Annotated in this window: 14 protein-coding genes and 1 tRNA gene; 3 read left to right on the forward strand and 12 right to left on the reverse strand. The window is 60.7% G+C overall.

The annotated features are described in order from the left end of the window. Positions 1–2: 2 nt before the first annotated feature. On the reverse strand, positions 3–1,655 hold the full coding sequence (locus AC0N03_RS15105) for a heparinase II/III family protein (RefSeq protein WP_474289686.1): 1,653 nt from the start codon (positions 1,653–1,655) through the stop codon (positions 3–5). Between the two features lie 100 nt (positions 1,656–1,755). After that, the gene (locus tag AC0N03_RS15110; RefSeq protein WP_474289688.1) at positions 1,756–3,195 is read right to left on the reverse strand and encodes an RsmB/NOP family class I SAM-dependent RNA methyltransferase; all 1,440 of its coding nucleotides are present in this window, start codon (positions 3,193–3,195) and stop codon (positions 1,756–1,758) included. 96 nt (positions 3,196–3,291) lie between these two features. Between AC0N03_RS15110 and AC0N03_RS15115 the strand changes: the two genes are divergently transcribed. Then, positions 3,292–3,489, forward strand: a complete 198-nt coding sequence (locus AC0N03_RS15115) for a DUF1674 domain-containing protein (RefSeq protein WP_474289690.1) — start codon at positions 3,292–3,294, stop codon at positions 3,487–3,489. On the opposite strand, the gene AC0N03_RS15120 is transcribed toward AC0N03_RS15115, so the two are convergent. The 4 genes from AC0N03_RS15120 to AC0N03_RS15135 all read right to left on the reverse strand — a co-directional run bounded on the left by AC0N03_RS15120 (position 3,490) and on the right by AC0N03_RS15135 (position 7,812). Further along, the gene (locus tag AC0N03_RS15120; RefSeq protein WP_474289692.1) at positions 3,490–3,627 is read right to left on the reverse strand and encodes a hypothetical protein; all 138 of its coding nucleotides are present in this window, start codon (positions 3,625–3,627) and stop codon (positions 3,490–3,492) included. A 169-nt stretch (positions 3,628–3,796) separates the two neighbouring features. Then, positions 3,797–5,737: an acetate--CoA ligase gene (acs, locus tag AC0N03_RS15125; protein WP_474289694.1), complete on the reverse strand. Its 1,941-nt coding sequence runs from the start codon at positions 5,735–5,737 to the stop codon at positions 3,797–3,799. A 126-nt stretch (positions 5,738–5,863) separates the two neighbouring features. Beyond that, the gene (gene hisN, locus AC0N03_RS15130) at positions 5,864–6,655 is read right to left on the reverse strand and encodes a histidinol-phosphatase (protein WP_474289696.1); all 792 of its coding nucleotides are present in this window, start codon (positions 6,653–6,655) and stop codon (positions 5,864–5,866) included. A 263-nt stretch (positions 6,656–6,918) separates the two neighbouring features. Further along, positions 6,919–7,812 (reverse strand): N-formylglutamate amidohydrolase, encoded by an 894-nt coding sequence (locus tag AC0N03_RS15135; protein ID WP_474289698.1) that lies wholly within the window; start codon positions 7,810–7,812, stop codon positions 6,919–6,921. Positions 7,813–7,972: 160 nt separating this feature from the next. Between AC0N03_RS15135 and cpdR the strand changes: the two genes are divergently transcribed. Beyond that, positions 7,973–8,335 (forward strand): cell cycle two-component system response regulator CpdR, encoded by a 363-nt coding sequence (cpdR, locus tag AC0N03_RS15140; RefSeq protein ID WP_474289700.1) that lies wholly within the window; start codon positions 7,973–7,975, stop codon positions 8,333–8,335. A 92-nt stretch (positions 8,336–8,427) separates the two neighbouring features. Continuing rightward, positions 8,428–8,502: transfer RNA gene (locus tag AC0N03_RS15145), tRNA-Val, on the forward strand. Positions 8,503–8,557: 55 nt separating this feature from the next. Here AC0N03_RS15145 and AC0N03_RS15150 read toward each other — a convergent pair. From AC0N03_RS15150 to AC0N03_RS15175, 6 genes are all read right to left on the reverse strand, one after another. Next, entirely contained in the window at positions 8,558–10,255 is a 1,698-nt protein-coding gene (locus AC0N03_RS15150) for a hypothetical protein (RefSeq protein ID WP_474289702.1), read from the reverse strand. An 88-nt stretch (positions 10,256–10,343) separates the two neighbouring features. After that, positions 10,344–11,717 carry an FGGY-family carbohydrate kinase gene (locus AC0N03_RS15155; protein ID WP_474289704.1) on the reverse strand — a complete coding sequence of 458 codons (1,374 nt, stop codon included), beginning with the start codon at positions 11,715–11,717 and terminating at the stop codon, positions 10,344–10,346. Positions 11,718–11,719: 2 nt separating this feature from the next. Continuing rightward, positions 11,720–12,049, reverse strand: coding sequence for an L-rhamnose mutarotase (rhaM, locus tag AC0N03_RS15160; RefSeq protein WP_474289706.1), 330 nt, complete (start codon positions 12,047–12,049; stop codon positions 11,720–11,722). Positions 12,050–12,051: 2 nt separating this feature from the next. Beyond that, positions 12,052–13,047, reverse strand: coding sequence for an ABC transporter permease (locus tag AC0N03_RS15165; protein WP_474289708.1), 996 nt, complete (start codon positions 13,045–13,047; stop codon positions 12,052–12,054). Next, complete coding sequence (locus tag AC0N03_RS15170; RefSeq protein WP_474289745.1) at positions 13,044–14,039, reverse strand: ABC transporter permease; 996 nt, start codon at positions 14,037–14,039, stop codon at positions 13,044–13,046. Before AC0N03_RS15170 ends, AC0N03_RS15165 begins: the two co-directional genes overlap by 4 nt. Next, on the reverse strand, positions 14,032–15,567 hold the full coding sequence (locus AC0N03_RS15175; RefSeq protein WP_474289710.1) for a sugar ABC transporter ATP-binding protein: 1,536 nt from the start codon (positions 15,565–15,567) through the stop codon (positions 14,032–14,034). The genes AC0N03_RS15170 and AC0N03_RS15175 overlap by 8 nt, the downstream gene beginning before the upstream one ends. Between the last annotated feature and the right edge of the window lie 4 nt (positions 15,568–15,571).

Consider the following 15,571-nt stretch of genomic DNA (forward strand, 5'->3'; position numbering starts at 1 on the left):
CTTTATGCGTCCGCCGTGCCGTCAAGCCGATGCAAACGCCAGACAATACACGACGCCGTGCTGTGAACGGCGATCTGCAGGCTGCGGCGAATGCCGGCCGGATCGGCAAAATATATGCTTTCCTCGATCTCCGCCTGCTCATCTTCGACGGTGAAGAGCCATGTCTGCCCGTCTGCGGTGGTCAGCTGGAGCGATCGGGCATCCTCGAAGCGCTGCACTTCAGTGAGCGGTTCGAGGTGAAACCGCAGGCTGGACGTGGCGGGCGGCGCATTGCCTTTCAACGGCAGAATTTCATCCACACCGTCCAGATTGAGGCCGTCTGCGCTCAGGGCCAGCGTGCGGCGGTGCACGATATTGCGGTCGCGATAGCCATCATGGCTGGCAATGATCGTCAGGCTGTCCGGCGTTGTGAGTTCGATTTTCCCCGGGCCGGTGAGCATCAGCGGGCCAAAATGGCGTGACAAAGGTTCAGGAAGAAATTTTGCCGAAGACGCATTGGCGTAAACAAGTGTGGAATGCGCGGCGGTCAGCCGGCTAGCGAGCAGGAATTTCGATTGAAACGTCTGTGCCGCGCCGCAATTGCTGATGAGTCTGGCGCCGCCGCTGGAAAACTCGAAGGACAGCGCCGAAGCGTGGGCCTGCGCCGAAACAGGCCGTGGCGGCGGCAGGCCGGTATCCATGATCAGAACCGAAGGGCCCGCTTCGCGGCGCTGATAGCCGGAGAGATCGGCATTCAGAACCGGCTCCACTTCCATATCTTCATAGGCGAAGAGCGTGGCGAGGAGATCGGGCGGATGGGCGCCCATGCCGTGAAACAGCGCCATCGTGCCGTTGCTGTGGCGGAACATCCGCAGCATCGGCAAAATTCGGTCCATGGCATTTTGCAGCGCATCCGGCGGGTTCATGCCGCGCACGATGAACAACTGGCGCAGGGGCAGAAGGTCAAGCATCAGTTCGATCAGCACCGCCGGATTTCGGCTTATATGCCCGCCGTCGCGCAAGATCTGCAGGTTGAGTTCGCGCATCAGCTTGCGCACATAGGTGCGGCGCAGGCGGGTGAGCCCTTCGGCACAGAGCGCCGTCTCGGTTATGGCGATCAGAGCCTGCAGGCGGGCAAGGCCGCTCAGGCCATTGTCGAGGCAGCGCGCAAGATAGCGCATATGGCGCCCCAGCGCCCGCATGAAGCGGTTATAGAATTTGAGATCCACCTGTTCGAGGATAAGCGGCGACTGGCTCAGCCAGATCATCAGACGCCGCGCCGCCACCTCCGGCTGCCAGATCGAAGGGTCGGAGAGCCGCGGAGCAAGATTGAGCCATTCTTCGATCAGGGCGTGGGCATTCATGCGCGCCAGCGCCGTATCTGCGGCGCGCATATGGCGCAGCCAGCCGAAGCCATGCAGTTCCTGGCTCCATTCCGGCGAGGGCGCGGGCCATTCGAACGGCGAACGGTCGTCAACCTTGACCATCTTGCCCGCGAAAGAAAAATAACCGGCGTACACATCGTCGGCTATGGTCGGGTCGGCGGTGCGGATGTCCTGCGGCGCATAGGAAAGGCTCTGCGGATTGGCGATGAGAGCGGCTTTGCCCCAACGCAGGGGTGTCGACAGAATACGCCAGACACTCCGGCAGGCTTCGCCCGCCAGCAAGCGTATCATTGCCGTTTCAAATCCCATCGCGTCAAAAGTCAAAACAACCGTTCCAGATTTCAGCGGGGGCCGGATGCCGGGCTAAAACGAGATCATGGTGAAAAATATATCAACTTTTGTAAACGAGTCGGGCCGCATAAAAACCATCTAATCCCAACAATCTCGGATTATCCGACGGAAAATCGCAGGGCAGGGTGCGCAGTTCGCCCGAGGAGGTGACGAGCGCGCTGTATTCCGGCCTCTCGGCGAACAATTCCGCGGGCGCAACGGGCTCACGCGTCATATGCGCATTGCGCTCCAGAAGCGCGGCGATCTGGGCCTCGCCCTCTTCAGGCTCAAGCGAACAGACGCAATAAACCAGCCTTCCGCCCGGTCTGAGCAGCGTGCATGCCTTGTCCAGCAGCCGGCGTTGCAGAGCGGCAAGGCTGACAATGTCTTCCGGCTGCTTTGCCCAGACCACATCGGGGTGGCGGCGCAGGGTGCCGGTGGCCGAGCAGGGCGCATCAAGAAGAATGGCGTCGAAAGGCGCCGTATCGGCCGGGAGATCCAGAATGTCCAGCGCCTTGAGCTCGGCATTCAGCTTCAGCCGGGCCAGATTTTCCTGAACGCGCTTCAGCCGGTGCGCCGAGCGGTCAAAGGCGAAAACATGCGCGCCGGTCAGGGCAAGCTGCGCCGTCTTGCCGCCGGGCGCGGCGCAGAAATCGGCGATGCGCTCGCCCGCCCGCGCGCCGATGAGCCGGGCGGGCAGGCTGGCCGCAGCATCCTGCACCCAGAATTCGCCGCTGGAATAGCCTTCGAGATCAGGAATGGCCACATGCTCGGTGAGACGCACTGACCCGTTGGGCAGAACAAGGCCGCCGAGCCGCCTTGCCCAGCCGGCGGAATCGGATTTGACAGTGAGATCGAGCGTCGGTTCGTGCAGGAAAGCCGCTGCGATAGCAGCGACTTTGTCGCGGCCATAGGCCCTGCCCCAGCTTTTCGCCAGCCATTCGGGCAGATTTTCCACGGGGTTGAGGGCAGGGAAGCCTGCCCTGCCGCGGATAACATTACGCAGCACGGCATTGGCCAGACCGGCGAAGGCGGCTGCGTTGCGGTCAAGGCGGCACAGGCGCACCGCGAGGTCGACGGCCGCATGATCAGGCACGTCCATGTAAAGAATCTGCGCTGCGGCGCTGGTGAGGATATGCTCAAGCGGGCCGGACTTGCGCGGCAGGCCTTTATCAAGAAATCTGCCGATGATTTTGCGCAGAAAGCCGAGATGGCGCAATGTCACCAGCACGATGCTGCGCGCGAGCGCGATATCCCGTGCCTCCATTGCGAAGGTCATGGTTTCGACGGTGGGGCCTTCGAACCAGTCATTCAGGGCGGCATGATTGTCGATGACAGCGATCAGAGCCTGCTGGGCCAGCAGGCGCGCCGCAAGGCCCGGATGCTCTGGCGGACGCGCGGGCGGCTCCGGGCGTCTGGGCCGGGGCGGCTGCTGCGACCTTGGCTGCGGGGACCTTGGTTGCGCGGATCGTGAATGCGGAGGCTTCAAATAAGCGGTCACTCTCTTGAGTTAAAACGAATCGGATTTATCTGATAGAGACATAGAGGCATAATGAGAGCAAGGCTGGCGCGCCCGGCCTGCACAGGATGGACCCAAATGAGCGAAGAAAGCCAGAGCCCGCCGCCGAAAATTCTTTCCGAGGCGGCCAGACGCGCCCTTGCGGAAGCGCAGGCCCGCCGCGACGCCGCCAAAGCGGAGGCCGTGCCGCGCCCCAGGGAAGTCAACGGACGCGAGGGGCCGGAACCGGTGCGTTACGGCGACTGGGAAAACAAGGGCATCGCCTGCGATTTCTGATCAGAGCAGGCTGACCGGGCCGATCATCGCCACGCCCAGCAATATCACGCCAATTGCCGCCGCCAGAATGATCATGAGATCAGGCCGGTGGGTGCGCCTTGGGCGGCTGAGCTGAAATGTCGATTGCTGCGAGGTCATGCCAGGGTCCGGTTAGCTGTGGACCCACCATTGCAGGGGCTGGTAAATCAGCCGTTAGTGAATGCCCCCGCTTGCGCGCTGTGACAGTTAAATCCTGCAACAGGGTGAAGCGAGGGTCAAAACTTAAGGTGAATAAAAGGAAAACGGAGCGGCCAGCCGCTCCGGATGGTTATTTGCGGTTCTGCCGGTTGTCGATCAGGTCATTGACGACGCCGGGGTCGGCCAATGTCGATGTGTCGCCCAATGCGCCAAATTCATTTTCGGCGATCTTGCGCAGGATGCGGCGCATGATCTTGCCCGAACGCGTCTTCGGCAGGCCGGGCGAGAACTGGATCAGATCCGGCGAGGCGATCGGGCCGATTTCCTTGCGCACCCAGTTAACCAGTTCCTTGCGCAGCGCATCGGTCGGCTCGACACCCTGCATCAGCGTGACATAAGCATAGATACCCTGACCCTTGATGTCGTGCGGATAGCCCACCACTGCGGCCTCAGACACTTTTTCATGCGCCACAAGCGCGCTTTCCACTTCTGCCGTGCCCATGCGATGGCCGGAAACGTTGATCACGTCGTCGACGCGGCCGGTGATCCAGTAATAGCCGTCGGCATCGCGGCGGCAGCCGTCGCCGGTGAAATATTTGCCCGGATAGGTGGAAAAATAGGTCTGTACGAAGCGTTCGTGATCGCCGAAGACCGTGCGCATCTGGCCGGGCCAGGAATCGGCAATGACGAGATTGCCCTCGCAGGCGCCCTCAAGCACGTTGCCCGCCGAGTCGACCACTTCCGGCTTCACGCCAAAGAAGGGCAGGGTGGCCGAGCCCGGTTTCTGGCCAATGGCGCCGGGCAGCGGCGTGATCAGAATGCCGCCGGTTTCCGTCTGCCACCAGGTGTCGACGATCGGGCAGCGGTGGTCGCCGACAACACGGTGATACCATTCCCAGGCTTCAGGGTTGATCGGCTCGCCCACCGAGCCAAGCAGGCGCAGAGAGGCGCGGGAGGTTTTCTTCACCGGCTCCTCGCCGGCGCTCATCAGCGAGCGTATGGCGGTGGGCGCGGTGTAGAAAATATTGACCTTGTGCTTGTCCACCACTTCCCAGAACCGCGAAACCGTCGGGTAATTCGGCACGCCTTCGAACATCAGGGTGGTGGCGCCATTGGCCAGCGGGCCATAGACGATATAAGAATGGCCGGTGACCCAGCCGACATCGGCCGTGCACCAGTAAATGTCGCCCTCGTGATAATCGAAGACATATTGATGCGTCATGGCGGCATAAACGAGATAGCCGCCGGTTGTGTGCACGACGCCTTTTGGTGCTCCGGTCGAGCCTGAAGTGTAGAGGATGAACAGAGGCGCCTCGGCTTCCATGGCCTCGCAGGGGCAATCGGCGTCAACATGCTCCATGGCATTGTGATACCACACATCGCGGCCCGGCTTCATCTCCACATCGCCGCCGGTGCGTCTGACGACGATCATATGCTTGACGCAGCCCGCCTTTTCGGCGGCGGCATCGGCATTGACCTTGAGCGGCACCCGCCGCCCGCCGCGCAACCCCTCATCCGCCGTGATGACCACGGCCGACTGCGCGCCTTCGATGCGCCCTGCGAGCGAATCGGGCGAAAAGCCGCCGAACACGACCGAATGAATGGCGCCGATGCGGGCGCAGGCCAGCATCGCATAGGCCGCTTCGGGGATCATCGGCAGGTAGATGGTGACGCGGTCTCCGGCCTTCACGCCGTAATGCTTGAGCACATTAGCGAAGCGCGAAACCTGTTCGTGCAATTCCTTGTAGGTGATGTGTTTCGACTCGGACGGATCGTCGCCTTCCCAGATGATGGCAGTCTGGTTGGCGCGCTTGTCGAGATGACGATCAATGCAATTGTAGGCGACGTTGGTCAGGCCGTCCTCATACCAGTTGATCGAGACATTGTGCGTGTCATAGGACGTGTCCTTGACCTTGGTATAGGGCTTGAACCAGTGGATGCGCTTGCCGTGCTCACCCCAGAAGGCATCCGGATTATCGATGGAGGCCGCATACATGTCGTTATATCTGGCCTCATCGACATGGGCTCTGGCTTTCCATTCGGCAGTCACTGGATAGAGTTTTTCAGACATGGCGTTTCCTTCAGTATCTGGAACATGATTTTGCAGGCTTATATGCCCATTATGCGTCAGGGAAGTGCCTGGAAACAAGGTGTTTCCCGGTCAAACTTTGGTCGCTGCGACCAAAGGACGAGCAATTCAGCCTTTTGACAGCAGTTTGAGCGCTTGCTCGTGCACACGCGCATCCCCGGCGGCGATGATGGCGCCGCCTTGCGCGGCATCGTCGCCTTCCCAGGTGGTGATGATGCCGCCCGCACCCTCGATGATCGGAATGAGCGCAACAACGTCGTGCGGCTTGAGGCCGGCTTCGATGACAAGATCGGCATGTCCCATGGCAAGCTGGCAATAGGCATAGCAGTCTCCGCCATAGCGCGGCAGGCGAACCTGCGATTCGACGGCCAGATAACGCGGGCGCAGACCGGCGGGGATCAGCAGCGGGCTGGTGGTCAGCAACGTGGCCTTGTCCAGCCCGGCGCAGGCGCGCACGCGCATGGGCAGCATCTGGCCGCCGGGGCCTGTCCAGCTTGCCGACCTGCCGTCGCCGAGAAAGGTTTCGCGGGTGAAGGGCTGGTTCATCATACCCATGACCGGACGGCCCTTGTGCAGCAGGCCGACAAGGGTTCCCCAGAGCGGCGAGCCGGAAATGAAGCTCTTGGTGCCGTCGATCGGGTCCAGCACCCAGACGTATTCGGCATTCGCGGCCTCTGCGCCGAATTCCTCGCCGATAAATCCATGATCGGGATAGGCCTGCTTGATTCGCGCGCGCATGGCCAGTTCGGCGTTGCGGTCGGCGTCGGTTACCGGGTCGAAGACAGCGTCGCCGTTTGATTTATCGTCCGCGGTAGGGTTGGCGCGGAAATGCGGCAGGATGACATCTGCGGATATCTGCGCGAGCTCGATCATCAAGTTTTTGAAATCATTATTATTCATACTGGGTACTCGTGACGGGGCGGCCTGATTGCGCTTCTTATGCTTTATTTTTGCGGCAGCCGCCCGTGCGACAAGCTGACGCAGCTGTTCAGATGGTCAAGAATCTTGTTGATTTTTGTGCGGTGCACAAGCATATTGTTGCGGTGCGGCGGCGAGAGCTGCTGCGCATGCCCTCCTTGGGCGTTTCCTCCCTAGACTTGGGCCGCCTGTTGCAAAACAGGTGGCTCTTTTTTTTGCCTGGCCGCCATATTTCGCCGTTGGCGTCACTCCGCCGCCCAGTCGTACGGGCGGCGATCCTTGCGCAAGGCCTCGATCAGATCTGCCATGGCGCGGGCAAGAATGCCGCTGATCTCCCCGAACCGGCCGTGCTTCTCCAGCGTGGCCTCATTCATATAGAGGTCGCGATTGATCTCGATCTGCAGAGCGTGGCAATTATTGCCCGGCTGGCCGTAATGTTCGGTGATATAGCCGCCGGCATAGGGCTTGTTGCGCTGCACGATCAGGCCCGCTTCGCGCAGGCTTTTTTCCATCTGCGTGACAATGGAAAGGGCGCAGGATGTGCCGAAACGGTCTCCCAGCACGATATCGGCGCGCTTGTGGCCGGGATTTGCCGCTATGAACGGATGGGCCGGCATGGAATGGCAGTCGATCAGCACAACTTCGCCAAAGGCGCGGTGCGTGTCGTCCAGAATGTCGGCGAGTTCGCGGTGGTAGGGCTTGTAAAGCCCGTCAATGCGCCGTTCCGCTTCGCTTGCCGGCAGGCGCTGCGCGTAGATGGCCTGCCCCTCGCCCACGACACGCGGAATTGTGCCGAGCCCGCCGGCGACGCGCATCGAGCGGCCGTGCACGGGCATCGGCAGCGGCGCGTCGAACATGGCCGGGTCGAGTTCGTAGGGCTCGCGGTTCACATCAAGGAAGGCGCGCGGAAAATTGGCCTTGAGCAGCGGCAGGCCCAACGCCGGGCCAAAAGCGAAAAGTTCGTCGACATAGGCATCCTCGGACCGCCGCAGGGCGAATGCATCGAGTTTTGCCTGTTGCAGGAACAGGGCGGGGTAAACACGGCCCGAATGCGGCGAATTCAGCACCAGAGGCGCGGTTTGCCGGTCTGGCCGCAGCAGTTCGAAGGCAGGTCCTGATTGAAATTCGGGGATATCCATGTCAGTATCATGCCAAACACAGAGATCGCCGTCTACAAACCAATCCACAGGTTTGTGAAGTTTGAGCAAAGCGCAGATCCATTTTCACCAGATATTTACCCTCAGGGCCCACAACTAAATGTTGAAGCCAACCCGTGAACCCAGTGAGCATAGCGCTTAAATGAATACCAAGATCCTGCTTGCCGAAGACGACAACGACATGCGCCGCTTTCTGGTCAAGGCGTTGCAGAATGCCGGCTACGAAGTTGCATCGTTCGATAATGGTCTTTCGGCCTATAATCGCCTGCGCGAAGAGCCTTTCGAGCTTCTGCTGACCGATATTGTCATGCCGGAGATGGACGGCATCGAACTGGCGCGCCGCGCCACCGAGCTTGATCCTGACATCAAGGTCATGTTCATCACCGGCTTTGCCGCAGTGGCGCTGAATCCGGACAGCAATGCGCCGAAGGAGGCGAAGGTTCTCTCAAAACCGTTCCATCTGAAGGATCTGGTGCTGGAAGTGAACCGCTTGCTGGTTGCGTAAAATATTCTCGAATCCACCTTGCGTCTCACGGCATTGCGGGCTATATCCCCGCCACTGCCGGTTGATCTTCAAGATTTGAGGGCGACAGGTTCGGGCGCGTAGCTCAGCGGTAGAGCACACCCTTGACATGGGTGTGGTCAGAGGTTCGATCCCTCTCGCGCCCACCATTTTCCACACATGGTTGTTCCGGAAGTTGTCCCGTCGGCGCGGTACGATATAGTTTCAGCCACGCATTATGGCCCGGATATTGTCCAGCAGATGCTCCTCTGCATGTTTTGGGTGTACCAGATCTGCACATTCCGGACCAAGATGTGTGAGCAGGAACATGGAGGCATTGGCCTCGAAGAAAATTATCCGGCCGTCGGCCATGATATCAAAGTCGATGCCGAAAATATCGAGGGGAACCCGACTGCGGATTTCGTGAAGGCGCTTCACGATATCTGCGCCGAAAGTGGTCTCGAAATTGGCGACGATCCGCTGCTCTTCGGCCAGAAGATGACGATTTTCTCGATAGAATTGCTGCCTGTGCGGCCAGACGCGGCCGTGAACCATCCAGAACGGGCTGAAATCGACACGGATTGGGATGATTTCATCGCCAACAATGGCGACGCGGATCTTGCGATACAAGTCAAAGGCCGGCCGACTGTCATAGAAGCGAATAACATATAATTCCTGGCCGGCGCGCGTTTCGAACTCAGCGATGAGCGCCGGGCGCGAATCAATGCGCGCCACGCCGCTGCCGAGCTGTTCGTGCGTGGTGCGAATTATCACCGGATACCCAAAATTTTGCTCGATATGGCTGACAAGCTCCTCAAGCCGCGGCTTTTGTACGCGGATGCGGGCTATTTTCGGGATAACAAGTCCCGGGATTCCCTCTAGCCGCGCAGCCATTTGCTGGCGGGTCGTCATGGCGGCTTTTGCTGGAGCGTTGAGGATGCGCGCGCCGAAACTTTCCGCAAAGCCGGTCAGCCCGGACAGAAAATCCGGCCCTTCCATCGAGATGATTTCGCCGCTGACGATATTATTGAGGATGACCATTGGTCGTCCCTGCGCCCGCGCTGCCGCCCGTCCGGCTTCTTCGTCGGCGAATATTGCCGTCATGTGAAAATCCTCCGCGAGGCGTTCCATGATCTGGCTGGGATAATTGCCGACATTGTAGAGATCGAGCGGGCTGGCATGGCCGCGCATCATGGTTGAATGATTGAGAATCAGGACTGTGCCGGCCTGATTTTGATGCCGCTGCCCGGAGTAGAGCGGCCAGAGTCTGATTAAGGCGGACTTCAGGTCTTGCGCTTCCTCTATCAATCCAAGTTTGACAGCGCAGTCGAGACGCGCACCGATGATTTTGGGATCATCCGGTTGCGTCAGGCGTGTGAGCACGTCGCGCGCGCCGGCCCAATCCTCGAGGCGCAGGCGCAACTGGCCGAGCATGAACAGAGCTTCATCATCCCCGTCAAAATGCCCGAGTGCTGATTCAAGAATGGCGCGCGCCAGTTCCAATTGCCGGAGTCGGGTCAGCGAGGCGGCCAGAGAGAGCAGGCTGGTGCGCTCGCGCGCATCGGGCCGCCGGTTCTGCGGCCAGGGCGGTAAATCGGATGGCACCAGCGCGGCAGCTTCCGCGTGGGCTTCCTCCTCGATCAGTGTCGCCAGCAGGTTGTTGAGATCGCGGTAGCGGGCCGGGACCTGGCTTTCCATGCCGAGCGACTGCCGCCATAACAGCTTTGCCTGCGTCCGATCGCCTTTCTGGAACGCGATCATGGCCAGCAGACCGACAATATTGCCATCGGCCGGATAGAGCCGTGCAAGGTTTTGATAGCCTTGTTCGGCTTCTGCGATTTTGCCGCTGCGATGTATTTTGAGGATCTCGTCTATGCCTGACGCCGGCGCGAAACGATTGTCTCCGGGCTCCGGGGAATTCATGAAATGACCTTGCTGAAATTGGCTTTGATTTGCTGATGCCTGACAGCAATCTACAATAGATTCAACTTCAGAGAATGATTTTCTCTCTTCATGTTTTGAGATGCCCGCTGGTCACTTGTTCCAGCCAGACTGCGCGATATCCATCCAAGTTGTGCAGCGCCGTGGCCTGAGGGATCATCAGATCCGGCACAAAAGCAGGGTTGGGCCAGGTCGCCAGCAGCGCCGCGCCTCTGGCCGAGCCCGCCTGATCGGGCGCGCAGAGGACATGCTGACCGGGCCGCAGTTGCGCCAGAAGGGCGCAGAACAGGCTGTTGCGCGCAAAACTGCCGTCGATGATGATATCGCCCTGCGCGATGCCAAGCCGTGTCAGGATATGGTCGCTCATCAGCGCGCAGTAGAGCGTTGCAAGGCTTGTGCGCTCATCGGGTGCAATGTCTCCGGCGATACGCCCCTCAAGGCTGGCATAGGGGCCGCCATGCGGGCTGAACGAGGGCAGCGCGAATACGCTTTTTTCGATCAGTGCCGCAACCGCCGATTCAGAAGGCTCCGCCGTGCAATCGCCGCTGATCCGGGCAAACTCACGCCCACCCATGAAGCGGGCGCAGGCCGTGGGGTGGCCGTTGACGTCGATGTTGGCCATCATGTCGTCTTCGGCGCGCAGGCTTTTCAGCGAATGCCCCACGGCCATGATCACGACCCAAGTGCCGGTGGACAATACGGTGAAAGGCGCCTTGCCGCTGGCCAGATAGGGCAGCAGCGCCGCATTCGAATCATGAATGCCGCATAGGACGGGGACATGCGCGCCAATACCGGTCTCACGGAGAATTTCGAGGCGCAATGTGCCACAGGCTGCCCAGCCGGGCCGGAACGGCGGCATCAGGCGCGAGAGGCCCAGCGCATCCGCGAGTGCCGAGGGTTTGCCTTCGCCGGGCAGCCACAGATCGGTATGGCAGCCTATCGAGGTGATGTCCGAGGCGAGCGCGCCGGTGAGGCGCCAGAGCCAATATTGCGGATAGGTGAGAAATGCGGTGGCCCTGGCAAATTCGTCCTTATGGTGCCAGGCCAGCCATGCCATCTGCCGCCCGAGATTGAGCCCCGTCGGCAGGCTCGGCGAATAGCTGCGGTCAAAGTCGGGCCGCATCGGCTCGTAGAGCGGGTCAATCTCGTGCAGGCGGGAAAACTCATAGTCCATGACCGGCAGAACCAGCCCCTGCGCATCGATCAGGGCGCCTGTCGCGCCATGGCTGGTCGGCACGATAACGTCGATCGGGTGGATCGCATTGCCTTCCTTCAGCGCCGCGACAATGAACGACCAGATCGTTTCCACATCGGCATACGGGTAGGGGGCCGCGACGACCGGGCGGTTTGGCGCCGACTTCTGCCACAGCACATGGCCGCGTTCATCGAAGAGAACCAGTTTGACATTGGTCTTGCCAATGTCGATCACGCCGACGGTTCTCATTATCAGGCCATGAAGAAGAGTTCGCGCAGCGGCTCGGCCCGCGGCGCGCCGTCGGGACCGGTTTGCATCAGATCCTTCATCATATCCCACCAGCGGCGCATGACGGGATGGTTGGGCAGATCATCCATGCCGTGATGTGCCGGCCGCTCCAGATAGGCAAAAAGGATATTGGTCTCGCTGTCGAGATGGATCGAATAATTGGAGATGCCCGCTTGCCTGAGCAAGGTCACGAGTTCAGGCCAGATTGCATCATGGCGGCGCTTGTATTCCGCCTCTGCGCCCGGATTGAGAAACATCCTGAAGGCATAGCGCTCTTTTTGTGTATCCTGCATGTTCAGTTCCTCGCAAGTTTGCGGGCGACGATCGGCGCGGAAATGGCGACGATCAGCAGCAGGCCGATAAGGATGCTGATGACGATGCCCGGAACATTGACAAGCGACAGGCCGAATGTGGTCAGGCCCAGCACCAGCACCGCCAGAACCACGCCCATAATGGTACCCGAGCCGCCGGCGATGGATACGCCGCCGAGTATCACCATGGTGACGACCTCAAGTTCCCAGCCCATGGCAATATTGGGGCGGGTCGATCCGATGCGCCCGGTGAGCAGAATTGCGGCGAGGCCCGCCATGAGGCCGATGGTTACAAACAGCCAGAAACGTATGGCATCGACCTTGATGCCGGAGAAACGCGCCGCCATCGGGTTGTGGCCAATGGCGAAAATGCGCCGGCCCAGCACGGTGCGGTGCAGTACGAAACCATAAATGGCCGCCAGTACCAGAAATACGACAAACGAGATCGGAATCGGCACCTTGTCCATGACATAGCCCTGGCCGATGGCCGAGAAACTGGCCGGATAATGGTTGAGCGCCTGATCGCCCAGCACCACCTGTGCCAGGCCGCGGAACAGCGACATCGTGCCGATGGTGACCACGATGGACGGCAGGCTGAACCCTGTTACCAAGGCGCCATTGAGCGCGCCGCAGGCTGCGCCGACGGCAAGGCTCGCCAGCATCAGCGGCAGCGGGCCGAAACCGGCTTTGGCCATCAGGCCCATCACCAGCGAGCAGACGGCGATAATGGCCGCGATGGAGAGGTCTATCTCGCGGGCGATGATCAGCAGCGCCATGGCCAGCGCCAGAATGGCCTTCTCCGAGAAGTTGAAGGTTGCATCGGAGAGATTATAGACGTCCAGAAAATAGGGGGAAATCGTGGCGTTGACGGCTATCACCAGAATGAGCAGCCCCACCAGAATCGTCTCCCAGCGCAGCAGGAAGGCGGAAAGGCTCGGTACCGGCCTGTCGAGAACGAGATAACGCTGGCTCTGGCTCATGCTTGGCTCCCGATGGTTTTTACTCTGGCATCCTGCAGGATCAGCTTGCCCACGCGCCGTTCCGAACGGGCGTTCACAATCACGGCGGCGAGAATCACAGCCCCCGAGATCAGCATCTGCCAGAAGGGCGAGACGTTGATGACCGGCAGGGCATTGACAATGACGCCGAGAAACAGGGCGCCGAGCAGCGCTCCGGTGACCGAACCGATGCCGCCGGCAATCGATACGCCGCCGATGACGCATGCGGCGATGATGGTGAGCTCATAGCCCTGCGCGATGTCGGTATAGGCGATGCCGTAGCGCGATACCCAGAGATAGCCGTTGAGCCCGGAAACGGCGCCTGCCAGCGTATAGACCAGAAATTGCAGGCGCGGCATGGATATGCCGCAGTATCGCGCAGCGACGGGGTTGCCGCCCAGCGCATAGAGTCCGCGGCCTGTCTGGGTCTGGTTGAAGAGCCAGGCCATGGCCAGCGCCACGATCAGCGCAACCCAGATCAGGCTCGGAATGCCGAGCAGGGTGGCGCGCGGAAAGCCAAGGAAGGTGGCATTCATGTCCTTTGAGGTGAGCCAGGCGCCCCCCGCGATAAGGAAAATCACGCCGCGGAAAACGGCCAGCGTACCCAGCGTGACGACGATAGGCGGGATGCCGACCAGTGCGATCAGGCCGCCGTTGATCGCGCCGAGCAGCGCACCGATGGCAATGGCCAGAGCAAAGATGCCGACAAGCGGCAAACCGGGCATGGCCCGTGAGGTGAGCGCGACGATCATTCCCGTCAGCGCCAGATTGGCGGCGACCGAGAGATCGATGCCGCGCGTCAGGATCACGGCCATCTGCGCCAATGTGAGCATGAACAGGAAACTGGTGTCGGTCAGCACGTTGATGAGGCTTGACGGCGTGACGAACACCGGAGCGCGCAGACCGATAAGCAGGACAAGGCCGATAATAATGGCTGCAAGCAACCATTCACGGCGGGCGGAGAAACTAGACAAGGACATGGGAACCCGCTTTTTCGTGGGAGTGGAGGCCGCTCGCGGCGCTCACAATGGCTTCCGGCGTGGCTTCGGCCCGTGTGAACCGCTGCACGAAGCGTCCGGCATGCATGACCTGAATCGAGTCGGACATGCCCATAACTTCCGGCAGTTCCGAAGAGACGAGAATGATGGCAAGGCCCTGCGCGGCCAGTTCGCCCATGAATTCATGCACGGCGGCCTTGGAGCCGATGTCGATGCCCTTGGTGGGCTCGTCGAGAATGAGGATGTGCGGCTCAGTTGCCAGCCATTTGGCGATGACCACCTTCTGCTGATTGCCGCCCGAAAGCTCGCCGAGACGCTGCTCCCAACTCGCAGCCTTGACGGAAAGGCGCTGGCCGAGCTTGCGCGTCGTGGCCATTTCGGCCGCGTAGGAGATGATGCCATGCGCCGCGTGCTGGGCAAGACTCGCCAGCGTGATGTTCTCGCGCAGGCCGAAGGGCTGGAACGTGCCCTGCACCTGCCGGTCTTCCGGCACATAGGCGATGCCGGCCGCTATTGCCTCTGCCGGCGAGGCGATGGCCACAGGCTTGCCGTTGATCCTGATGTTCCCGCGGGTGACAGGGCTGAGGCCGAACAGGGCTTGCATCAGTTCCGAGCGCCCGGCGCCCACCAGCCCGTAAAAGCCGAGTATCTCCCCCGCGCGCAGGGTGAAGCTGGCGCCGTCGAACTCGGTGGCGTTGGAGAGGTCCTCGACCTCCAGCACAATATTGCCGATTGCGACCTCGCGCTTAGGGAAGACCTGTTCGATCGAGCGGCCTACCATCAGCTTGACCAGTTCGGCCTGGGTGACGGCGGCAATCTCGCCCTCGCCGACCCATTCGCCGTCGCGCAGACAGATCCAGTCGTCGGCAATGGAGAAGATTTCCTCGAACTTATGTGAAATGAACAAGATCGCGCGCCCCTGACGCTTCAGTTGCCCGACAATCTTGAACAGGTCCTCGATTTCGCGGTTGGAGAGCGCCGCAGTCGGCTCATCCATGATGATGATGCGCGCATCATGCGACAGCGCTCTGGCAATTTCGACAAGGTGTTTCTGCGCCACGCTGAGCTGCTTGAGCGGTGTCAGGGGCGAAAAATCGGCATCGAGCCGCGCCAGCAGCGCGGCGGCCTGTTCATGCATTTTCGCCCATTCAATGCGCCCCTGCCGGCTGGGCATATGGCCCATGAAAATGTTTTCCGTGACGCTCAGTTCATCGAACATCACCGTTTCCTGATGAATGGCGGTGATGCCGGCGGCCCAGGCGTCGGTGGGGCCGGAAAAGGCGACGTTCCTGCCGTCTACTTCAATCCCGCCCTCGTCGGGCTGATAAATTCCGGTCAGGATTTTCACCAGAGTGGATTTGCCCGCGCCGTTCTCGCCCAGCAGGGCGGTCACCTTGCCGGGGTGCAGGGCCAGATGCACATCATGCAGCGCGCGTACGCCGGGAAAGCGCTTGGAGACATGTTCAAGCCTGAGAATGGCAGATTCTGAATTGGTTCTGGTCATCGCG

This window comes from Methylocystis sp. sgz306128, assembly GCF_056032725.1.